The sequence below is a fragment of the Pandoraea morbifera genome (assembly GCF_902459575.1).
Lineage (GTDB): Bacteria > Pseudomonadota > Gammaproteobacteria > Burkholderiales > Burkholderiaceae > Pandoraea > Pandoraea morbifera.
The window spans coordinates 1-20,552 of record NZ_CABPSD010000010.1 but is presented as its reverse complement, the minus strand read 5'-3'; the positions used below and the strand labels follow the sequence as shown (position 1 = coordinate 20,552).

Annotated in this window: 19 protein-coding genes, 2 tRNA genes and 1 pseudogene; 10 read left to right on the top strand and 12 right to left on the bottom strand. The window is 65.3% G+C overall.

From position 1 onward, the window contains the following. Window positions 1–266: 266 nt before the first annotated feature. The 4 genes from PMO31116_RS16515 to PMO31116_RS16500 all read right to left on the bottom strand — a co-directional run bounded on the left by PMO31116_RS16515 (window position 267) and on the right by PMO31116_RS16500 (window position 3,489). Window positions 267–1,028, bottom strand: coding sequence for an SDR family NAD(P)-dependent oxidoreductase (locus PMO31116_RS16515; RefSeq protein WP_150567697.1), 762 nt, complete (start codon window positions 1,026–1,028; stop codon window positions 267–269). A 112-nt stretch (window positions 1,029–1,140) separates the two neighbouring features. Next, window positions 1,141–2,001, bottom strand: coding sequence for a fumarylacetoacetate hydrolase family protein (locus PMO31116_RS16510; RefSeq protein ID WP_150567696.1), 861 nt, complete (start codon window positions 1,999–2,001; stop codon window positions 1,141–1,143). A 19-nt stretch (window positions 2,002–2,020) separates the two neighbouring features. Next, window positions 2,021–2,776, bottom strand: a complete 756-nt coding sequence (locus PMO31116_RS16505) for an SDR family oxidoreductase (protein WP_150567695.1) — start codon at window positions 2,774–2,776, stop codon at window positions 2,021–2,023. Beyond that, window positions 2,773–3,489 (bottom strand): FadR/GntR family transcriptional regulator, encoded by a 717-nt coding sequence (locus PMO31116_RS16500; protein WP_150567694.1) that lies wholly within the window; start codon window positions 3,487–3,489, stop codon window positions 2,773–2,775. Before PMO31116_RS16500 ends, PMO31116_RS16505 begins: the two co-directional genes overlap by 4 nt. 416 nt (window positions 3,490–3,905) lie before the next feature. Here PMO31116_RS16500 and PMO31116_RS16495 point away from each other — a divergent pair, with 416 nt between their 5' ends. Next, window positions 3,906–4,988 (top strand): calcium:cation antiporter, encoded by a 1,083-nt coding sequence (locus PMO31116_RS16495; RefSeq protein ID WP_023596373.1) that lies wholly within the window; start codon window positions 3,906–3,908, stop codon window positions 4,986–4,988. Between the two features lie 144 nt (window positions 4,989–5,132). Here the strand turns inward: PMO31116_RS16495 and PMO31116_RS16490 are convergent, their stop codons facing one another. Further along, on the bottom strand, window positions 5,133–5,339 hold the full coding sequence (locus PMO31116_RS16490; RefSeq protein WP_150567693.1) for a hypothetical protein: 207 nt from the start codon (window positions 5,337–5,339) through the stop codon (window positions 5,133–5,135). Between the two features lie 79 nt (window positions 5,340–5,418). Continuing rightward, window positions 5,419–5,673, bottom strand: a complete 255-nt coding sequence (locus tag PMO31116_RS16485) for a hypothetical protein (protein ID WP_150567692.1) — start codon at window positions 5,671–5,673, stop codon at window positions 5,419–5,421. Window positions 5,674–5,852: 179 nt separating this feature from the next. On the opposite strand from PMO31116_RS16485, the gene PMO31116_RS16480 reads away from it, so the two are divergent. Beyond that, window positions 5,853–6,608, top strand: coding sequence for a riboflavin synthase subunit alpha (locus PMO31116_RS16480; protein ID WP_150567691.1), 756 nt, complete (start codon window positions 5,853–5,855; stop codon window positions 6,606–6,608). Window positions 6,609–6,636: 28 nt separating this feature from the next. Then, complete coding sequence (gene xth / locus PMO31116_RS16475; RefSeq protein ID WP_150567690.1) at window positions 6,637–7,416, top strand: exodeoxyribonuclease III; 780 nt, start codon at window positions 6,637–6,639, stop codon at window positions 7,414–7,416. An 18-nt stretch (window positions 7,417–7,434) separates the two neighbouring features. Here xth and PMO31116_RS16470 read toward each other — a convergent pair whose 3' ends face one another. From PMO31116_RS16470 to glnA, 6 genes and pseudogenes are all read right to left on the bottom strand, one after another. Then, window positions 7,435–8,418 carry a flagellar brake protein gene (locus PMO31116_RS16470; protein ID WP_174971397.1) on the bottom strand — a complete coding sequence of 328 codons (984 nt, stop codon included), beginning with the start codon at window positions 8,416–8,418 and terminating at the stop codon, window positions 7,435–7,437. A gap of 273 nt (window positions 8,419–8,691) precedes the next feature. Continuing rightward, window positions 8,692–11,577 (bottom strand): pentapeptide repeat-containing protein, encoded by a 2,886-nt coding sequence (locus PMO31116_RS16465; RefSeq protein WP_150567688.1) that lies wholly within the window; start codon window positions 11,575–11,577, stop codon window positions 8,692–8,694. 132 nt (window positions 11,578–11,709) lie between these two features. Next, entirely contained in the window at window positions 11,710–12,591 is an 882-nt protein-coding gene (gene rfbD / locus PMO31116_RS16460) for a dTDP-4-dehydrorhamnose reductase (RefSeq protein ID WP_150567687.1), read from the bottom strand. A gap of 54 nt (window positions 12,592–12,645) precedes the next feature. Beyond that, on the bottom strand, window positions 12,646–14,232 hold the full coding sequence (ntrC, locus tag PMO31116_RS16455) for a nitrogen regulation protein NR(I) (protein ID WP_150567686.1): 1,587 nt from the start codon (window positions 14,230–14,232) through the stop codon (window positions 12,646–12,648). Window positions 14,233–14,294: 62 nt separating this feature from the next. After that, a pseudogene (glnL, locus tag PMO31116_RS16450) lies at window positions 14,295–15,347 on the bottom strand (nitrogen regulation protein NR(II)); the annotation flags it as partial. Between the two features lie 316 nt (window positions 15,348–15,663). Continuing rightward, window positions 15,664–17,079: a type I glutamate--ammonia ligase gene (glnA, locus tag PMO31116_RS16445; RefSeq protein WP_023596383.1), complete on the bottom strand. Its 1,416-nt coding sequence runs from the start codon at window positions 17,077–17,079 to the stop codon at window positions 15,664–15,666. 482 nt (window positions 17,080–17,561) lie between these two features. Here glnA and PMO31116_RS16440 point away from each other — a divergent pair, with 482 nt between their 5' ends. The 7 genes from PMO31116_RS16440 to PMO31116_RS16410 all read left to right on the top strand — a co-directional run bounded on the left by PMO31116_RS16440 (window position 17,562) and on the right by PMO31116_RS16410 (window position 20,551). Beyond that, window positions 17,562–18,029, top strand: coding sequence for a rhodanese-like domain-containing protein (locus PMO31116_RS16440; protein WP_150567684.1), 468 nt, complete (start codon window positions 17,562–17,564; stop codon window positions 18,027–18,029). 116 nt (window positions 18,030–18,145) lie between these two features. Next, on the top strand, window positions 18,146–18,763 hold the full coding sequence (locus PMO31116_RS16435; RefSeq protein ID WP_150567683.1) for a LysE family translocator: 618 nt from the start codon (window positions 18,146–18,148) through the stop codon (window positions 18,761–18,763). A gap of 307 nt (window positions 18,764–19,070) precedes the next feature. Next, window positions 19,071–19,415, top strand: a complete 345-nt coding sequence (locus PMO31116_RS23755) for a DUF4148 domain-containing protein (RefSeq protein ID WP_174971394.1) — start codon at window positions 19,071–19,073, stop codon at window positions 19,413–19,415. A gap of 221 nt (window positions 19,416–19,636) precedes the next feature. Further along, window positions 19,637–19,876: a hypothetical protein gene (locus PMO31116_RS16425; RefSeq protein ID WP_039410578.1), complete on the top strand. Its 240-nt coding sequence runs from the start codon at window positions 19,637–19,639 to the stop codon at window positions 19,874–19,876. A 210-nt stretch (window positions 19,877–20,086) separates the two neighbouring features. Next, entirely contained in the window at window positions 20,087–20,272 is a 186-nt protein-coding gene (locus PMO31116_RS16420) for a hypothetical protein (RefSeq protein ID WP_023596388.1), read from the top strand. A gap of 70 nt (window positions 20,273–20,342) precedes the next feature. Next, window positions 20,343–20,418: transfer RNA gene (locus PMO31116_RS16415), tRNA-Lys, on the top strand. Between the two features lie 57 nt (window positions 20,419–20,475). Continuing rightward, window positions 20,476–20,551, top strand: a tRNA-Lys gene (locus PMO31116_RS16410). Window position 20,552 lies beyond the last annotated feature (1 nt).

Below are 20,552 nucleotides of genomic sequence, written 5' to 3'. Positions count from 1 at the left end.
TTGCCAGCAATCGCCGGCGAAGCGAATCGACATTCCGTGCTTGGCGCGATTTTGCGTCACGAGGCTATATCGGTACGGAATCTTCCGCGGCCCGCGCCAGACAATGCCCAAGCCGCACGGGCCGGCAGAGGCCGCCGCAGCCCGTGACCGCCCCGCCCATTCGGCACAGACCGGCAATCCGGTGCTCTCCGACGCTCCGACGCTCCGGCCCTCGCCACACCGCCTCCCCGGGGCACGCTCGCAAACAGGGGACGTCGCCCTGGTGCCTACACCATCAACTGCCCGCCGTTGACCTCGATGATCTGCCCCGTCACATAGCTGGCCAGCGTCTCCGAAGCGAGGTACAGAAACGCGCCGGCACATTCGTCCGGCTCGCCCAGACGCCCCATCGGAATGCTCTGGCGGAAGGCCTCGATCTGCGCTTCGGTGCTGAACTGCTCGTGGAACGGCGTCATGATGACGCCGGGCGACACGGCGTTCACACGGATGCGATCAGGCATGAGCTCCTTGGCCATGCCGCGCGTGAGCGTGCTCACGAAGCCCTTGGACGCCGCGTAGATCAGCGCGCCGGGCCCACCGCCGTGGCGCGCCGCAATCGACGTCACATTGACGATCGCACCGCCGCCCTGCCTGCGCATGGCGGGCACGACGGCGCGCGAGAACGCCACGACAGAGCGCGCGTTGACGTTGATCACCTCGTCGAAGTACGCGTCTGACACCTCGGTGAACGGCGTTCGCCGGACCAGACTGCCCGCATTATTGATAAGGACGTCGATGCGCCCGAACGTGTCGAGCACGCGCGCAACGGCCGCGTCCACCGCGTCGCTGTCGGCGACGTCCGCGGCCACCGTCATGGCCTGCACGCCATGCGCGCGAACCGCCTGCGCCACCGCTTCGGCCTTGTCCGCCGAACGGTTGTAGTGCACGGCCACGTTCGCGCCATGCGCCGCGAACGCCCTGGCCGCCGAGGCGCCAATGCCGGTGCTCGCGCCGGTGATGAGGACAAACTTGCCTTTCAGATCTTCCATGATGAATCGCTCCCGCGACGTTCCGGTCTCAAGGTGAGGACAATCGCGGCGCGCCGCGCCGCGCAACGTCCTTCACCGTACACGATGCAGATGACGAGAATCGGGCACGCGTTCAATCGAGCCAGTGCGTGTCGTACGCAACGACTTCCTGCGTCTGCTCGCCCAATCCGTCGATGCCCAGACGCATGACGTCGCCCGGCTTGAGGTACAGGGGCGGCTTGTGCCCCATGCCGACCCCGGGCGGTGTTCCCGTCGTCACCAGGTCGCCCGGCCTGAGCGTGGCGAACTGGCTCATGTAGTGCACGAGATAGGCCACGTTGAAGATCATCGTCGACGTATTGCCGGTTTGCCGGCGCACGCCATTCACGTCCAGCCACATGCCAAGTCGCTGCGGATCGCGAATCTCGTCGGTCGTGACGAGCCACGGCCCGACCGGCCCGAACGTGTCGAAGCCCTTGCCCTTGTCCCAGGTGCCGCCGCGCTCGATCTGGTACTCGCGCTCGGACACGTCGTTCACGATGCAGTAGCCCGCCACATAATCGAGCGCGCTCTCCAGCGGCACGTAACGCGCCGTGCTGCCGATCACAAAGCCGAGCTCCACTTCCCAATCCCCCTTCACGGCGCCTTTGGGGAGCACCACGGGGTCGTTAGGACCGTTCAGACAGTTCTCCCACTTCGTGAAGAGCACCGGCTCGGACGGTGCGGCCAGCCCCGCCTCCGCTGCGTGATCGCTGTAGTTGAGGCCGACGGCAAGAAACTTGCCGACCCCCGAATACGGCACGCCCAACCGACCCGGCGAACGCACGACAGGCAACGTCGCGACGTCGAGCGCGCGCAACGCCGCCAGTCCTTGCGGACTGAGCGTCTCCGGCGTGATGTCGGCGAGCACATTGGACAGATCACGCACCTGGCCGTCGGCGTCGAGCAGGCCCGGCTTTTCCTGGCCCTTCGGGCCGTAACGCAGCAGTTTCAAAGCAAATCTCCTTGCGACATCAATTGGACCAGCCACCATCGATCACATGGATGGCACCCGTGGTAAAAGCGGATTCGTCGGAACCCAGGTACACGGCCAGCGAGGCGATTTCGTCGGGAGACCCCACGCGGCCCATCGGCTGACGCGCCACGAATTGCTCGCGCACCGCGGCCAGCGTTACACCCGCTGCCTGAGCCTGTGTCGCGATACGCTCGCGCAGCGAAGGCGACTCCACCGTGCCCGGACAAATCGCGTTGCAGCGAATCCCCCGGCCGACGAAGTCGGCGGCGATCGACTTCGTCAGGCCGATCACGGCCGCCTTCGTCGTGCCGTAGGCGAACCGGTTGGCCACCCCCTTCACGCTCGAAGCGGCCGACGACATGTTGATGATCGCGCCGCCGCCTGCGGACAGCATCGCGGGCAGGAACGCGCGCGTGGTGCGGTACATGCTCTTGACGTTCAGATCGAACGAGAAGTCCCATGCCGCATCGTCGCATTCGAGAATCGAGCCGTGATGGACGAAACCCGCGCAGTTGAATAGCACGTCGATCGCACCCAGTTCATGCGCGAGCGCCGCGACCGCTACGTGATCGGTAACGTCGAGCGGACGGCGCAGCAGGTTCGCATGGTCGTCGAGTTGCGCGAGCGTCCGCGCGTTGAGGTCGGTCGCGATCACGCGCGCGCCCTCGCGCAGGTAGGCTTCGACAGTCGCGCGGCCGATGCCTTGCGCGGCTGCCGTAATGACGGCGGTCTTGCCCGCCAGTCGACCATTCATGGATGCTCCTCCAGGGTCTGCGAGGCCGACGCGGCATAGGCGTCACGCACGCGACAGAGATGACGTCGCATCGCCCGAGCCGCCTGCTCCGGGTCGCGTGCTTCGAGCGCGTCGAGAATCCCTCGATGATCCTCAAGACTGCGCGCCAATACGCCGGCCACCTGCGACGTGACGCCGCGGCTTTTCTTGCCCAGCAAATAAAGGCTGTTCGCAATGCTCTGCAGGAACGGGTTCTCGCAGGCGTCGACGATCGCCTCATGAAAGGCCATGTCCGCCGCGGCAAACTGCTCGGGGCTCGCCAGCAGCGCCTGCTCGTCGTCGACGAGCGCATGCAGGCGCGCCAGATCGGCGCCGTGCATCCGAGTGGCCGCGAGCGCGGCAACCCCCGGTTCGATCACCAGACGCGCATCGAACAACGCCTCGAGCGTGCCCGCATTGAGCTCGATCACCATCTCGAGCGGCTCAAGCAGTTCGCGCATCTCCAGCGAGCCGACGAAGGTGCCCTCGCCCTGCCGGATGCGCAGCAGCCCGAGCAGCGCCAGGCCGCGAATCGCTTCGCGCACCGCGGGACGCCCGACGCCGAGCATGCTCGCGAGGTCGCGCTCGGGCGGCAACTGCTGGCCGGGCTTGAGCAGACCGGTGCGGATCATCGTGAGCAGGCGCTGCGCGACCTGCTCCGAGACGGAAACCTGCACAATGGGTTCGAAAGACATGAATCGAGGATGCAAGCCAACCGAAAACCGCCGGCTCTGGCATTTAGTGGTAAGACCAATGAACGAAACACTACGCTTGTCACTGATGGTGTGTCAACGGCGGAGCGTCCATCCGCTCGCCTGCCGTGCCCGCCATCTCTGCGCACGCAGCACCGTTTGACCGAGGAACGCCGTCGTGCATGCCGGGTCGGGGTCATGGTGCGAGCGATGCCAATCGAGCGTCCATGCGCCTTCCAGCGCCGCCGTGACTGGCGGGTCGCCGCGCTCGCGACCCACGTCTTTCGGTTGTCGGGGTGTCATTTTTCTGCGACCATGATTCGCCGCCTCGACGTTCTCATCGGGGCAATGTTCCCGCCGTTGCCTGATCCGCCGTATCTCGCGCCGCACCCGTTTCCCGAATTCTGGAGTCTCCGACGATGTCCTCCTCAAAGACCGCCAAGCTGGGCCACTGGACCATGTATATGCCTATCGTGGCCCTCGTTGTCCTGGGTATTGCCGGATTCATGCCCAATGGCGCCGCGCTCGTGTTGTGCGCCGCCGCGTTGGCAGGCGCCGTGTTCGCCGCCGTGCACCACGCCGAGACCGTCGCCCACAAGGTCGGCGAGCCGTTCGGCACGCTGGTGCTTGCTGTCGCCGTGACGATCATCGAAGTGGCGCTGATCGTGTCGGTCATGCTCTCCGGTGGCCCCGACAAGGCGGGTCTCGCGCGCGACACGGTGTTCGCCGCGATCATGATCGTGTCGACCGGCATCGTCGGCCTGTGCCTGCTGTTCGGGGGCGTGCGCCACCACACGCAGGGCTTTCACGTGGAAGGCGCGAGCGCCGCGCTGGCGGTGCTGTGCGCCCTGTCGGTCCTCACGCTGGTATTGCCGAATTACACGAGCTCCGTGATCGGCCCCGGCCTCACGGCGTCGCAACTGGCCTTCGAAGGGATGATCTCGCTGGTGCTGTACATGGTGTTCGTGTTCGTGCAGACAGTGAGCCACCGCGACTACTTTCTCGCCAAGGCACCCAGCGAAGAGGTGCACGTTCCCCCGCCGTCGCGTCGCACGGCGGTACTGAGCCTGGGGCTGCTGGTGGTCGCGCTGCTCGCGGTCGTGGGGTTGGCGAAGAAGCTCTCGCCGGCGGTCGAACAGGCGGTCGCTCAGGCGGGTGCGCCGAAGGCCGTCGTCGGCATCGTGATTGCCGCCCTGGTGTTGTTGCCGGAAGGACTGGCTGCACTGCGCGCGGCCCGGGCGAACAAGCTGCAGACGAGTCTGAATCTGGCGTTGGGCTCGGCACTGGCGAGTATCGGCTTGACGATCCCCACCGTGGCGGCGGTGTCGCTGGTGCTCGATCAGCAGATCGAACTCGGCCTTGCGCCGAAGGAAACGGTGTTGCTGGCCGTCACGCTGCTCGTTGGCGTGATCACGCTGGGCACCGGACGCACCACGGTGCTGCAGGGCGCCGTTCACCTGGTGCTCTTCGCGGCCTTCCTGTTCCTGGCGATCGTGCCCTGAATCGGGCCGGCGCAGGATCGGAGTCGCCACAACGACCGGCGGGCGCGGCACCGTCAACGACGTCGCCGCCTGGCTCACATCCGATGCCGGGCATCCGCTCGAGGTGCCGCCGGGGCTGCCAGTGCCCAGCCGACGGGTGACCGCTCAGTCCTGCTTGTCCCGCTGCCCGGCCGGGTCGACGGGCGTCGTGTCATCGGCCGGTGCGCCGAGCAGCGCGCCCAGCAGCTTGCTGCCCCCGGCGCTTCGCTTGCCCTGGGCGCCAACCTGCTTGCCGGTCGGCGGACCTCGGCGCACACCGGCGCCGATCTTCAGACCGCGACGCTTCTGAAGTTCAAATTTAGTCTGTGTCATGTTGCAGTCATTGATGGGCGGGCCTGGACGGCCCGCGGAACCGTTTTCGTCTTTGCTTGCGGCTTTCGCCTTTCGGCGCTCAACAATCGATCCCGAGCGCACCCTCGGCCACCAGCGATGCGGCCAGTGCGTGAGCCGCTTCGAGGGCGTCGTCGGCCCAGCGATATGACGCCGGGGTCACGTGAGTGAGCGCCGGATCCAGCGTCTCGATGACGTCGTCCACGTCACGCCAGCCGGTGAAGTGGACCACGCCGTGGAATTGCCCTTGCGGCGCGGGCGACGTCTCGGCCCAGTAGTAGAAATTCTCCGCCAGCAGGCAGCCTTCAAAACCCATGTCGCTCAATCGAAACGCCGCCCCACCCTGCATTCCGCGCGAAATGGCGGAAACCGTGGAGATGGTGGAAACAGCGGAAAAGGCGGCATCGTAGCACGACGCGTTGCGAGCGTCATATCGCCGCGAGGCAGTAGAATACGGCGTCATCGCCCTTAAGACCTCTTTTTACCGACATCACGATGTTCACCGGAATTGTTCAAGGCACGGCCACGCTGTCGTCCATCGAAGATCGCGACGGCATGCGCACGCTCGAGCTGGCCTTTCCCGAGGGTTTCTGCGAAGACCTCACCCTGGGTGCCAGTGTCTCGGTCGATGGCGTGTGCCTGACGGTCACACAACTGCTCTCGCCCACTGCGGCGTCGTTCGACGTCATTCTGCAAAGCCTGAACGTCACTACACTCGGCGGCTTCGGCGCCGGGGCACAGGTCAATGTCGAGCGCGCGGCCAAGGATGGCGCGGAAATCGGCGGCCACCCGCTTTCGGGTCACATCGATTTCTCAACCGAGATCATCAGTGTGCGCACGTCGGACACGAACCGCGTATTGCGCATTGCGATACCCGAAGCGTTTCGGAAGTATGTATTCGCCAAGGGCTATATCGCGATCAACGGCGCGAGTCTCACGGTGTCGGAAGTCAACCGTCAGGAGGGCTGGTTCGAGGTCTGGCTCATTCCGGAGACGCGTCGCATGACGACGTTCGAGGAAAAGGTTGCCGGAACGCGCGTGAATATCGAGATCGAGCGCAGCACGCAGGTCGTGGTCGATACGGTGCGCGAAGCGGTGCAGGAAAGCCTCGGCCGCCTGCAACCGGTGCTCGAAGCATTGCTCAAGGAAAAGGGACTGTCGCTGGACGATTTCGTGCAAGCACCGCAATTGCCGGTCGCGAGCGCCACCGGATCCGACCAGCCGAGCCACGCACCGGCCGTCAAAGGCTGAGCCCGACGCCCAACTTCGAAGGACATTCATGCAATTAGCCACCTGGAACGTCAATTCGCTCAAGGTCCGTCTCGGCCATGTGCAGGATTGGCTGCGCAGCAATCCCGTCGACGTGCTGTGCCTGCAGGAACTGAAGCTCACCGACGAGAACTTCCCGATCACCGAGCTTGCAGCGCTCGGCTATACCTCTCACTTCACGGGACAAAAGACGTACAACGGCGTCGCGCTGCTGGTCAATCACGCCAAGGTCGGCGAGGCGAGTGACCTCGTGAAGAATTTACCGAATTTCGCCGACGAGCAACAGCGGCTGATTACGGCAACCATCGGCGGCGTGCGCGTCGTCTGCGGTTATTTCCCCAATGGCCAGGCCGTGGGGTCCGACAAGTTCGCCTACAAGCTCAACTGGCTCGACGCCCTTACCCACTGGCTCTCCGACGAGATGGAGCGGCACCCGCAACTCGCCGTGCTGGGCGACTACAACATCGCACCGGAAGACCGCGACGTGCACGATCCGGCGAAATGGGAAGGCCAGAACCTGGTATCGCCCCAGGAGCGTCAGGCGTTCGCCCGACTGCAAGGCCTCGGGCTGCGCGACACGTTCCGCATGTTCGACCAGCCGGAGAAGACCTTCAGCTGGTGGGACTATCGAATGGGCGCGTTCCGCCGCAATGCGGGACTGCGGATCGATCACATTCTCGTGTCGTCGACGCTCGCCGAGCGTTGCACGGCGTGCGAAATCGATCGTGTGCCCCGGACCTGGGAGCAGCCTTCGGACCACGCGCCGGTGGTCGCCACGTTCAGGGACTGAGCCGCGCCCGCGTGCCGGTCATTGACCGCCGCGCGGGTCCGCCAGGCGGGATTCGTAGACGAAGCAGCGGATCGCCGCCTTGTTGCGCATGTCCATTTGCATGAATTCCAGACCGTAGGCCCAGGTTCCGTCAGCCCGTGGTCCATCCACACCGCGTACGGCCGCCATGGCGACGATCGGCACGACATCGGCGCCGATCGGGACCCGCAATTGCAGCGCGACATGCAGGCAATCCTGCGGTAGCGGCGCTTTCGTCACAATACCCGCGCCGTCGGCACTGATGTCGCGCACCAGTACGAGCCATTCGGGCGTATCCCGGGGCTCGGCCAGCATCCGCGTGAACGATGCCCGCGTCGATTCATCGAGCGGCGACAGACGCGCCACCAGACGCGTATCGACGCGAGGCGTGCGGCGCACGGGCGTCTCGCGCACCTGCGACGGGCGCGACAGCACCAGATACTCGAACGGACCTTGGTGCACGCTGTCGACTTCGCAGGTGAACTCGTAAAGGTTGTCGCCGGGAAACGTCCACATGGCGAGTTTGTCTCCGGCCTGCACCGGCAAACGCGTCTGCGCCGACGACGGTGGCGTGACGATCAGCATGCCGTTCGGCGCGCGTCCAATGAGCCGAGCCCGCACGCGCGTTGTGTCACCCTCGGGCGACAGCCGCACCTGAACCCACGCCCCGATCGGCAAGGGCACGGGCAATCCCTGCAAGTACACGGTCGACGCCCCACCGCCCAATGGCGACGCCCCGTTCGCAGCCTCGGTGCGGCCGGCAGCCTCGCCGATCGCCGCGACCTCGGGCAACGGCCGGTGCGGAGCGAACATGGTAAACAGCCAGTCCAGATCGGCTTCGGACGGCAAACGCTCGCCCGCGGCCAGCAACGGCGTGCCGTCGGCGTCGAACAATGGCCAGGAAAGCGGAACATGGGCGTCAAGATCGCGACGATTGACCGCCACGAACCCCGGATAGCCTGACGCGATACCAGTCGAGTGCATGATGCCTGAGAGGGGGTGAGCCCCTTGAAAACCTGGAACGAGGCTCCGGTCTTCCCCGCATTCCCGCGCGTGGGGACGCGTCTTGGGCGACCCGCTTCGCACTGGCATCCGTGACCAAAACCCACCAATGTCGGCAACTTCGAAAAACACACGCCCCGGCCGGCCGGAACCGCCACCCGCTTGTGGCAACGGAATGCGTGTGCATATTTTTACCATGAAAGCCCCAGGCACCTGAGGGCGAAATACGGGGCAAAAAGCAGGTCAATTACCCGCTCATCCGGTCTCGGCTGTCGGGTCGGATATTGCGCCGGCGCCGTCGAACGGCGATGTCGCGGGCCCCGGCAGCGGCAGACGGATGGCCCAGAACCACGGCAGTGTCTGTGCGCATGCCTGCGCCAGCCCCGGCAATTGCCTCACCTCGTCGCACGTCAACCATTCGGCCAACCGCAGGGCGAGGCGATCGGTCGCGCTCCCCGGATCGGCCAAACATGCCCGCAACGCCAGCGCCTGCGGCAAATGTCGCGACGCTGCGACGTCGGTCATGGTTTCGTTGAGCGCGGCGATCGCATACGCCCGACAGGCGTCCAGCACGTCTGCCGATCGCGTGGCGCCGGATCGTCCCGGCATATTGCCCCACGCCGGTTGCGTGGCCTGCCAACTCAGGGCAGCCGCGAGGGCAGCCCACCGGGCCCGGCGAACCGCCGCGGGACCAAGCGCCGCTTCTTGCGCCGACAGGCTCGATGAGCCCGGCAAGCCCGACGCGCTTATGGGAGCGCCACGAAACACGTCATCGACGTCCGCCTGCGCAGCCGGTAGCCAACGGACCTGCTCCGGCGACCGGCCGACACGCAGCAACGCTTCGCGGCGGTCGGCAAGGCTCAGGCAGTCATTTGCGTCGGGGCCGGCCACCGACACCACTGGCCCGTCCGTGCCTCCCATACCATCCACGCCACCCATGCCGGCCTCGAAGGACCGCGAAAGCCCTTGCTCCGTGCATGCCCAGACAGCACGATGACGGCCCTCCTCGCCGAACCAACGCCCCATCAGGCGAACAAACGCATCGAGCGGCGGTTCCGGTGGCCAGAGCCCTGACAGAAAACCGAACTCGCGCAACAGGCTCCGAAGGTGCGCGATCGTACCCGGCCCATAACCCACCGCCGATTCCGGATCGCGGGTCGCGACCTGTGTGCCCCGCCAGCGCCAGCCCGGCAGCGTTTCGCACGCGAGCGACATATCGCTCGCCTCGGGCGCGCCGCCGTCGACGGATCCGAGAACGCACCGGATCAGCGCCGTCGGCAACCGGGCCGCCACCTCGCCATCTTCCCTGAGCAGCACCGAGTAGCCGGGGCCTGACGGGTCATCCCCGTCCGCCGACAAGGCCGCGCGGACCCCTGGCGGCAGCGCACAGGACCAGGCGGCTCGCAGCGCGTTCACGTGCCGCACGTCGGTCTGACCTACGCCCTCGCCCGTCCAATGGAGCGCCTGGCAGACGGCGCCGGCAAGCGGCCAGACGGCTTGTCCGCCCTCGTCGCCCGCGCGGCGGCATCGCGCATGCAGTTCCGCGACGAGCGGCGCGGTCGCCCATTCGGCGCGACGGCGGGGCAACGGGGTGTCGCCAAGTTCGTGCAGCGTCTGCACCAGCCATTGCCTACGAAGCCCTGCAAACGCCTCGTGCTCGCCCACTCCGCCCGCCTCGCCGGATGCCGTCAGCAAGGCGCCAAGCCAGTCGCTGTGCCGAACGGACCCAGGCAGGCGGTGCATCGCCGGAACCGCTTCCGGCGCCATCTCCAGCAAGCCGGGTTTCGGGCCGAGCGCGATCAGCAATTGCCGGAAGACTTCGGCACGCGTGGCCGGCTGATCGGGCGGGAGCGTCATCCACGATTGCACGACACCCTCGAGCGCCGACGGTGCCAAACGTCGCAGCCATGCGTCGTCGAGTCGAATCCGCGCCCCATGCCACTGCGTGCCGGCCAATTGGCAGCCCGCGCCCAGGCGCACGCGCTTCAGCGCCGCTCCGGCGAAGCGTGCGTTGCGAAGATCGCACCGGTCGAAGTGGACGTCGCTGAGTTTCGCGCCCCGCAGGTCCGATTCGCGCAGATCGCACTGACCGAATTCCGCACTTCGCAGGTCGGCGCCGACCCATCTCGCGCCACGCATGGCGACGGCCGTCCATCGCGACCGCCGAGCCGCCGCCCCCACCAGCCGCGCGCCGTGCGCGCTTCCGCCCGTGAGCGACGCCCCACGCAGGCCGGCGAGGTGAAACGACGACTCGTCCAGCCGCGCGCTCGTCGACACCAGTCCATCGCATCGTGCCTCGCTGAAGTCGGCATTGCGCGCCACCGTATGAGCGAAGACCGCGCCGCGCAGATCGGTCGCAACCAGCCGCGCCCCGCTGATATCGGTCGCCCGGAAACAGCTCTCGCGAAGCTCGGCACGCTCGAAGTCGGCACGAAGCAGGTTGGCGTATGTCATGCGCACGCCGCGCAACGAAGCGCCGCACCAGCGTGCGCCGTTGAAATGACTGCCGCGGAAGTCGGCGCCCGGCGCCACGAGTCCGCGCAAATCGGCGTTAGGAAGGTGCAGATCGGGGAGCACGGCGTTGCGCAATTGCGAGAGCGTCAGCGCAACGCCAAGCACGGAGGCCGGCCATTCGCGCATGACCCGCTGCGCGCAGACGGACGCGTCGGCAGCCGCTTTCTCCCCCAGCGGCAGCCAATGCCAGAGCGACGTGGCCGCAGCGGGCGCGCGACGTGCCCGACACCACGCGATCAGGTCCCTGACCGCCGGCCCGGCCCGGCCATCGTCCAACAAGTGGGGAAACTGCGTCGCCCAAGCCCGTTTCAGAGCCGCCTTGTCGAACGGCAAGTCGCCTCGCACGGCCTCGGCGCGAACGTTCGGCCGCTCGACGGTGTGACCACGAGCCCCGCCCCGATCGCGCGTGAAAACGTGAACCATCCACGCCACCTGCAACGACATCACGCGTCGTTCGTCGCCATTGGCTCGCAGGAAGATGCGCCGCAGCGTCTCGGGGGGCGCGGCGCTGTGCGCGGCGGCGTCGACGGATGTCAATGCCGGATCGCGGGAGACACCGCCGGCATCGCGCAGGTGGGCGGCATTCGACGCGTGTCCCCGACTGGAAACGGCGTAGGGAATCGGCATGCTGCATCGCTCCTTCGCGCGCGCCCGGGCGCGCGCAAAAAGCGACCATAGTGCCGAAGGAACGGAGCGCTGCGCGCTAAGGAATTTCCGATTTCACGCAGCGCCGTGAGGACGCGGCAACCGTGCGTCGGGTCAGGCGAGACAGAGCGCGAGCGCGTCACGCCAGTCGGGCGCCCGCAAGCCAAATGTACGCGCCAGCTTGTCGTTGTCCAGCACCGAATACGCCGGACGCTTTGCCGGCAAGGGATAAGCGGAAGTCGGAATCGGCACAACGTTGGGACGCTTCTCCGGTTGGCTCAAATCGAGGATTGCCTCGGTGAAGCCGTGCCAGGTCGTCTGTCCTGCGGCCGTCAGGTGGTAGAGACCGCCACGCTCGCGCCAGAAGTCGGCGTCGATTCCGGATTCGCCCATCCCCTGCACCAATACCTGGGAGGTGAGCTCGGCGATCGTTCGGCACCAGGTCGGCGCGCCCTGCTGATCGGCGACGATGCGCAGCTCGTCACGCTCGCGTGCGAGCCGTTGCACCGTGAGCAGGAAGTTCGCCCCGCGCGTTCCATAGACCCAACTGGTGCGCAGAATCAGGTGATTCGCGCCACTGGCCGCGATGGCGGCCTCGCCGGCCAGTTTGGTGCGGCCGTAGGCATTTTGCGGATGGGTGGGTTCGTCTTCGCGATACGGCGTGGTGGAGGTGCCGTCGAAAACGTAATCGGTGGAGTAATGCACGACGAGCGCGCCGAGGCGCCGGGCTTCTTCGGCCATGATTCCCGGCACCACGGCGTTGACCTGATACGCGGCCGCCTCGTCCGTCTCTGCCCGATCGACGGCCGTATAGGCCGCCGGATTGACAATCACGTCGGGCGCGAAATCGCGCAAGGTACGCACCACGCTGTCGGTATCGAGCAGGTCCATTGCCTGACGGCCGGGCGCATGCACCTCGCCCATGCCCTGCAGGCAACGTGCCAATTCCCAGCCCACCTGCCCGGTAGCGCCTGTCAACAGGATGCGTTTTGCCATGTGTCGGCCCCTCGTCGCTCGTTCGTAAAGCGTGCAAGGCTACCGCGATTCGCCTCAGGTTTCCAGCCCGAGCTCCTGGATCTTGCGCGTGATGGTGTTCCGACCGATGCCGAGACGGCTGGCCGCCTCGACCTTTCGTCCACGCGTGAAATCGAGGGCCTCGTTGATGAGGGCCGTTTCGAAGCGGCGCGTGAGCTGATCCATGACGTCGGGCGACGCCGAGCGCAGCAGCCGGGCGACCTCGCGACGCAAGATCGGCTCCCAGCTCTCCGCGCCGGCCATGTCCCCGGGCGTCGCGCCCACCCCGGCGGGTGCGGACGCGCCCGATGCCATCGGCATCCCGTTCGCCATGCCCGCCGCGCCTGACACCGATGCGCCGCCGCCGACGCCATAACCGGGCGCGCCAGCGCCCACAGGTGCGGCGCCCGCCGGTGCAGGCGCCCCGGCATACGCGGGGACGCTTGCACCGGCGGAAATCGATGCGGGCGCAAGCGTCTGGAATTCGGGGGGCAGATCCTTGATCTCCACGGTCTGCGCCGGCGCCATGACGGTTAGCCAGTTGCTCAGGTTTTCCAGTTGGCGCACGTTTCCGGGGAACGGGAAGCGCGTCAGATGCGCCAGCGCCGCCTCGCTGATGCGCTTGGTCTCGACGCCCAACTCCCGCGCGCTCTTTTGCAGGAAATGGCGCACCAGCAGCGGGATGTCCTCGCTGCGCTCGCGCAACGACGGCAAGCGCAGACGAATCACGTTAAGCCGGTGATACAAGTCCTCGCGGAACAGGCCCTGACGCACGCGGTCTTCGAGATTCTGGTGCGTGGCGGCGATGACGCGCACGTTCGCCTTGATCGGGCTGTGCCCGCCCACGCGGTAGTAATTGCCGTCCGAGAGCACGCGCAACAGCCGCGTTTGCAGATCCAGCGGCATGTCGCCAATTTCGTCGAGAAACAGGGTGCCGCTCTCGGCTTGCTCAAAACGGCCGCGACGTGTCGCCTGCGCGCCCGTGAACGCACCGCGCTCGTGACCGAACAGTTCGGACTCCAGAAGATCTTTGGGAATCGCCGCCGTGTTGAGCGCGATGAACGGTCCGGACGCGCGCGGCGAATGCCGATGCAGCGCCCGCGCGACCAGTTCCTTGCCCGAGCCCGACTCGCCGGTGATCAGCACCGTTGCGCTCGAGTGCGACAAGCGCCCGATGGCACGAAACACGTCCTGCATCGCGCTCGCCTGACCGAGAATCTCGGGCTCTTCGGTGATGCGCTCATCATCGGTGGCTTCACGCAGACTTTCTTCGACCGCGCGAAGGATCAGCTCGACCGCGCGATCCACGTCGAACGGCTTGGCCAGGTACTCGAACGCCCCGCCCTGAAACGCGGCGACCGCGCTGTCGAGGTCCGAGAATGCGGTCATGATGATGACCGGCAGCCCCGGAAACCGCTGTTTGACCGTTTGCAGCAGTTCGAGCCCGGACCCGCCCGCCATGCGGATGTCCGAGACCAGCACCTGCGGCGAGTCGTGCTCAAGCGCTGCGCTCGCCTCGCGCGGGCCTGTAAAGCTGCGCACCGGCAAATTGGCGCGCGTGAGCGCCTTTTCCAGCACCCATCGAATCGATTGGTCGTCGTCTACTATCCAGATCGGCTTCATTGTTCACCGTGTAACGTCTATGCCCGGCCGCAGGTGCTACGGCCAACGGCGTGAGGGCCGAATCAGCCCAGGGGCAGCAGGATTCGAAAATCCGTCCGTCCGGGCCGGCTTTCGCATTCGATCAGACCGTCGTGACGCTGCACGAACGACTGCGCCAGCGTGAGTCCCAGACCGCTTCCTCCCTCGCGCCCGGAAACGAGCGGGTAGAAGATGCGATCGCGAATGTCGGCGGGAATGCCAGGCCCGTTGTCGATCACATGCAATTCCAATGCCAGCTTGTGCAGTCGCTTGGCAATCGTGATCTTTCGCGCCACGCGCGTGCGCAACACGATGCGTGCATCGCCGCGCGCGATCTGCTCGCGCAAGGCTTCCGCACCGTTGCGCACGATGTTGAGCAACGCCTGAATGAGTTGCTCCTTGTCACCACGAAAATCCGGCAGGCTCACGTCGTAATCCCGCTCGATCGACAGGCCCTGCGGGAACTCCGCGAGCACTACCGAGCGCACGCGCTCGCAGACCTCGTGAATGTTCACGTCGGTGGCGATGTACGGATGCCGGTGAGGTTCGAGCAGTCGGTCGACCAGCGTTTGCAACCGGTCGGACTCCTTGATAATGACCTGCGTGTACTCGCGCAACTCGCGCTGGTCCAGCTCGAATTCAAGCAACTGCGCCGCCCCGCGAATGCCGCCCAGGGGGTTCTTGATCTCATGCGCCAGATTGCGAATGAGCTGCTTGTTCATCAGCGCCTGATCGATGATGCGTTCTTCGCGCTCGTTTTTGAGCTTCTGCTCGTTCTCGATCAGCTCGACGATCACGAAATCGGGGGCCGACTCGGGAGCCGCGACGATCGCGTGTGTGTGCAAAGGCTCCTGCGCGGTGCGCTCGAGCACCAGATCGAGGCGTGTGGTCTGAAAGCGGTTGGCAATGAGGTCGACCATCGTCGACGCGAGCACCTCGCCATTCGTGAACACGTCGTTCCACGTCATCTGCGACAGCGAGCGGCGCGAGAGCGCGAGCAGGGCCTCGGCCGCCGGGTTCGCGAAGACCACGCGCAGCGAGTGCTTTTCAAGCACGAGCAGCACGGTGGGCAAGGCTTCGAGGCCGGGCAGGATGCCGGTGGCCAGGAGCTTTGCCTCCCACGGATCGACACTCGCGGGCAACACAGACGCCTGGCCAGGCACGGCGCCAACGCCGGGAGGCGCGTCTTCAGTGGCAGGCGCGTGTGGACTTGCAGTCTGCCCTTTCGCACCAGCGCGGACACTTTTCATCAAGGATCGGGGCGATAGGTTCATGATCCGCTACGCTGGAATTCGCCTTGCGGCGACGGATAAAAAAGGGGGACGGCCGCGGCCATCCCCCCTTGCATGTCGAGCATGACGGTCGGCCGCTGGCGTTCCGTCATGCCGGCGCATTCCCTGCGCAGCGATTCGATTACAGCGAGTAGTACAGTTCGAACTCGAGCGGGTGCGTGGTCATGGCCACTCGGCGCGCTTCGTCCGTCTTCAGTGCGATGTACGAATCGAGCATGCCGTCGGTGAACACGCCGCCGCGCGTAAGGAACTCGCGGTCTTCGTTCAGATACTCGAGGGCCTGTTCGAGGCTCGCGCACACGGTCGGGATCTTTGCATCCTCTTCCGGCGGCAGGTCGTACAGGTTCTTGTCGGCAGCCTCGCCCGGATGAATCTTGTTCTGCACGCCGTCCAGGCCGGCCATGAGCATGGCCGAGAATGCCAGGTACGGGTTGGCCATCGGATCCGGGAAGCGCGCTTCGATGCGGCGGCCCTTCGGGTTGGCAACGTACGGAATGCGGATCGAGGCCGAGCGGTTACGGGCCGAGTAGGCCAGCTTCACCGGCGCTTCGAAGTGCGGCACGAGACGCTTGTACGAGTTCGTCGACGGGTTCGTGATCGCGTTCAGGGCACGGGCGTGCTTGATGATGCCGCCAATGTAATACAGCGCGAACTCCGACAGACCGCCGTAGCCGTTACCGGCGAACAGGTTCTGGCCGTCCTTCCAGATCGACTGGTGGATGTGCATGCCCGAGCCGTTGTCGCCAACGATCGGCTTCGGCATGAACGTGGCCGTCTTGCCGTAGCTGTGCGCCACGTTGTGCACCACGTACTTCAGGATCTGCGTCCAGTCAGCGCGCTGAACCAGCGTCGAGAACTTCGTGCCGATTTCGTTCTGGCCCTGGCCTGCGACTTCGTGGTGGTGGACTTCCACGGGCACGCCGAGTTGCTCGAGCAACAGGCACATTTCCGAGCGCATGTCCTGGAACGTGTCGACCGGCGCGACCGGGAAGTAGCCGCCCTTCGTGCCCGGACGGTGGCCGGTGTTGCCGCCTTCGAAGTCTTGCGACGACGACCACGGGGCTTCTTCCGAGTTGATCTTCACGAACGTGCCCGACATGTCGGTCTTCCACTGGACCGAGTCGAAAATGAAGAATTCCGGCTCCGGACCGAAGAAGGCGGTGTCGCCCAGGCCCGTGCTCTTCAGATAGGCTTCGGCGCGCTTGGCGATCGAGCGCGGATCGCGGTCATAGCCCTTGCCGTCGGCCGGTTCGATCACGTCGCAGGTCAGCACCAGCGTGCTTTCTTCGTAGAACGGGTCGACGTACGCGGTGTTCGCGTCCGGCACCAGCAGCATGTCCGAGGCTTCGATGCCCTTCCAGCCTGCGATCGACGAACCGTCGAAAGCGTGGCCGCTCTCGAACTTGTCCGCGTCGAAGTGCGACACCGGCACCGAGACGTGTTGTTCCTTACCGCGCGTGTCGGTAAAGCGGAAGTCGACGAACTTGACGTCCTCTTCCTTAACCAGATTCATCACATCTGCCACAGATTTGCTCATGCTATCTCCCGAAAGATTCAATCTGGCGCTGCTGGCGCTCATCGCCCGCGTCGCCGCACCCTCTTAACGAACTCCGTGTTCGGATTCGCCTGTGTTAAGCAGGAAGCGTGCCAATGCTGCATCGACTCGCCTCGCATCATCCTCCCCCCCTGATTTCTAAGGAAATAATCGATTCTGGTGCGACCAGCGCCGAATTCCCGCTTGTGGACCGCGATTCTCCATTTCGGTGCGTCACGCCACAAAACATCCCCGATATGGTGCATTCTTGGATTATGCACCTTTTCGGTGCTGCCGTCGGTCACCGACGATCCGAAGTTGTGCAGCGACTCGCACCGTCCGGATGCGCGATACCGCGCCACGCCTTTGCACGTCCGCCTCACGCCCACCGCCGGGCGACATTTGTCCGATTCACGGAATGCGCACCTCCCGCAAAGTGCACGCTAGAATGAAGGACAACCTTCGACCAGCGAGATCACAGCAATATGACAAGCGCCAAAGCCATTCTCGAACAAGCCGAACAACGCCGTGCCACCGGACAACTCGCCTACGCCGGCGCGGTGACGCCCGAAGAAGCAATGGCGCTGCTCAATGCCGACGCGAACGTGCGTCTGATCGATGTGCGCACCCGCGCCGAACTCGACTGGGTGGGCCGCCCGCAAGTGCCGGACGGCCAGTACGCCAACGTCGAATGGGTGCGGTATCCGGGCGGCGTGCCCAACGAGCATTTTCTGGAGCAGTTGACGTCGCAGGCCCCTGACAAGCATGCACCGTTGCTGTTCCTGTGCCGCAGCGCCGCGCGCTCCAAGGCGGCTGCCAAGGTCGCGTATGAGGCCGGGTTCACGAAGTCGTTCGACATCCTTGAAGGCTTCGAGGGCGACAAGGACAGCGCCGGCCACCGCAAGCACGTCAGCGGCTGGTGCTTCCGCAATTTGCCCTGGATCGGCGCCTGAGACGCCCGAGTTACCGTAACAGCGACGGGCGACGGCACGCGCGGGTAATCGTCGGGGCCCCGTGAGCGCCCCCTTCCGAATCAAACGGATCGTCATCACCGCGAGGAGACACCGCGATGGACTGGACACATTTGCTGACTTTCGCCCTGGCCCTGTTCGTGGGCGCAGGCACGCCCGGGCCGGGCATCGCCGCGATCGTGGCGCGCGTGCTTGGACGCGGCACGCAAGGCGCGGTCGCCTTTTCCGCCGGTGTCGCGATCGGCGACGTCGTCTGGCTCACGCTGGCCGTGCTCGGTGTGGCCGCGTTGGCGCACACCTTCTCGGGCGTTTTCCTGGCGATCAAGTACGCGGGTGCCGCCTATCTCCTCTACCTCGCCTGGAAGATGTGGCACGCACCCGCCATCGCGCCCACCGAGCCGTTGAGCGCCGCGCCGCGAGAACAATCGTGGCGCCTGTTCCTTGGCGGCCTGTCGGTGACCATGGGCAATCCGAAGGTCGTGGTGTTTTACTTTGCCCTGCTGCCCAACCTGCTCGACTTGCAGCGCGTCACGGCACTCGGTTACCTCGAAGTCGTCGGCGTCACCCTCACGGTGCTCGCCATTGTGTTCGGCTCGTACATCGCGCTCGCCGCACGGGCGCGACGACTGCTCAGCTCCGCGCGCGCGGTGCGGCGCCTGAATCGCGCGACAGGCACGGTCATGGCAGGCGCCGCCGTCGCGATCGCCACGCGCTGACAACGCGTTGCGGTCGCACCGGGGACGCGTTGCAGAAGTCAGGCCTGCGGTTGCCGCAACCTCGATATTCCCATGCGCAGAGCAAAAGAACGCCACCGCCGAGGTGGCGTTCCTTTTTCGCATGGCGTCCGCCTGCATTATTGCGATTTACGTAATGATTCCTTGGCGCAATCGCTGTTTTTCTGCGATAGCCGAACCCCTATCCTGCTTTCAACGGCCACAGGCAATGCATACCGCACCGTCTCCAGCGAGGTGCCGGTACCGATGCACTGCCCGCCCGCAGTCGAAGAAAACAGGAAAACTCATCATGAATCGCCAACGCATTGCCTCAGCCCTGATGTCGGCCGTGCTGATCACCGCCGCCGGGAGCGCCTTTGCACAGTCAGGCCGAACCAGCGACGCATACCCCGAAGGTTCGCAGTTCGCCTGGATCGCACAAACGTCATCCGCCTCGCCCGCCTCGCAAGTGTCGCGCGAACAAGTGCGCGAGGAACTGGCCGAAGCCCGCGCACAAGGTCTCATCCCGCAAAACGATTACGAATACCCGGCGTTCCCCGATCGCGCCACTGTGCCGGCGAAGACCCGCGCGCAGGTATACGAGGAACTGGTCCGCGCGCGCCAGAACGGCGAGATGCGGCACTCGAACCCCTGAATGTTGTCTGCCACGGCATCGCCGTGCACTTGCGGCCCCTCGCCGTGTCGCCGTACCCCGGTGGCGCGGCATGACGCGCACAGGCAGGACGGCATCGCCGGCCTGTGTTGCGTCACCTCGTTTCCGACACCGACGTCGAGCGTAGCCCTCCACTTGTCTTGACCTGCCCGGACTGCGTGCTACCATGCAGCCGTTTCAATTTGCATAGACAGGATCATCCGGTGAGTCAGATCGAATTCGATATCGAGTGGACCGAACGTGCGGCCAAGAAGGCTGAACGACTCGTCCCCAAGGGCACTCCTCTCGCGTTGCCACCGATCGAATGCATGCCGGCCGAAGGCGACGTGCTGTTCCTCGGCCAGGGCGACAAGAAGCAACCGTTCATCGTGGTGGAACGTCAGTACCATCACGAAGGCGAAGACGCGTGGACCATCATTCTGATTCTCGATCTGCCCGAGTAACTTCGAATCGTAGAATCATCCGGGCAAGACGTTGGCGAAACGCCGGCACGGCAGCCGAAAAAGGCAACGCATCGGAAATTTCGTAACGCAAGCACGCACGGCGCGGCCACTGGGGAAATCCCGGTTGCCGCGCCGCTTTGCTTGGAGAGTGCCGCTTTCTATACTTGAAGCGCGTTCCACATCGCGTAATCAAGGCAGGGAGATTCGACGATGCTCATGCCCAACCTCTCCAACGCCCAACTCGTGACCATGTTCGCGATCGCGGTATTCGGTGCGATCGTCGTTGGTGCCATGCCCTGCAAAGGCACGCTGCGAATGTGCTGGCGCTCGCTGCTCGTCGTGGTCGGCGCCGTGCTCGCGGTACTCGCGTTTGAGCTCGTCCCGCTGCTCGCCTGAGCCATTTTGCGGATTTTCTTCATTAAGGGTTGACCCCATGCGGAAGAGCCGATATTATCTCGGTCTCGTTGGGGCGTTAGCTCAGTTGGTAGAGCAGCGGACTCTTAATCCGTAGGTCGAGTGTTCGAGTCACTCACGCCCCACCAAACGAATTCCGAAAAAAGCTGCTGCGCCGTGCAGCCTTTTTTATTCCCGGTTATTTCGGGGCGTTAGCTCAGTTGGTAGAGCAGCGGACTCTTAATCCGTAGGTCGAGTGTTCGAGTCACTCACGCCCCACCAA

Coding starts and splice junctions, on each gene's coding strand:
- PMO31116_RS16515 (WP_150567697.1), bottom strand. CDS start 1,028: ATGGAAGATCTGAAAGGCAAGTTTGTCCTCATCACCGGCGCGAGCACC.
- PMO31116_RS16505 (WP_150567695.1), bottom strand. CDS start 2,776: ATGAATGGTCGACTGGCGGGCAAGACCGCCGTCATTACGGCAGCCGCG.
- PMO31116_RS16500 (WP_150567694.1), bottom strand. CDS start 3,489: ATGTCTTTCGAACCCATTGTGCAGGTTTCCGTCTCGGAGCAGGTCGCG.
- PMO31116_RS16495 (WP_023596373.1), top strand. CDS start 3,906: ATGTCCTCCTCAAAGACCGCCAAGCTGGGCCACTGGACCATGTATATG.
- PMO31116_RS16490 (WP_150567693.1), bottom strand. CDS start 5,339: ATGACACAGACTAAATTTGAACTTCAGAAGCGTCGCGGTCTGAAGATC.
- PMO31116_RS16485 (WP_150567692.1), bottom strand. CDS start 5,673: ATGGGTTTTGAAGGCTGCCTGCTGGCGGAGAATTTCTACTACTGGGCC.
- PMO31116_RS16480 (WP_150567691.1), top strand. CDS start 5,853: ATGTTCACCGGAATTGTTCAAGGCACGGCCACGCTGTCGTCCATCGAA.
- xth (WP_150567690.1), top strand. CDS start 6,637: ATGCAATTAGCCACCTGGAACGTCAATTCGCTCAAGGTCCGTCTCGGC.
- PMO31116_RS16470 (WP_174971397.1), bottom strand. CDS start 8,418: ATGCACTCGACTGGTATCGCGTCAGGCTATCCGGGGTTCGTGGCGGTC.
- PMO31116_RS16465 (WP_150567688.1), bottom strand. CDS start 11,577: ATGCCGATTCCCTACGCCGTTTCCAGTCGGGGACACGCGTCGAATGCC.
- rfbD (WP_150567687.1), bottom strand. CDS start 12,591: ATGGCAAAACGCATCCTGTTGACAGGCGCTACCGGGCAGGTGGGCTGG.
- ntrC (WP_150567686.1), bottom strand. CDS start 14,232: ATGAAGCCGATCTGGATAGTAGACGACGACCAATCGATTCGATGGGTG.
- glnA (WP_023596383.1), bottom strand. CDS start 17,079: ATGAGCAAATCTGTGGCAGATGTGATGAATCTGGTTAAGGAAGAGGAC.
- PMO31116_RS16440 (WP_150567684.1), top strand. CDS start 17,562: ATGACAAGCGCCAAAGCCATTCTCGAACAAGCCGAACAACGCCGTGCC.
- PMO31116_RS16435 (WP_150567683.1), top strand. CDS start 18,146: ATGGACTGGACACATTTGCTGACTTTCGCCCTGGCCCTGTTCGTGGGC.
- PMO31116_RS23755 (WP_174971394.1), top strand. CDS start 19,071: ATGAATCGCCAACGCATTGCCTCAGCCCTGATGTCGGCCGTGCTGATC.
- PMO31116_RS16420 (WP_023596388.1), top strand. CDS start 20,087: ATGCTCATGCCCAACCTCTCCAACGCCCAACTCGTGACCATGTTCGCG.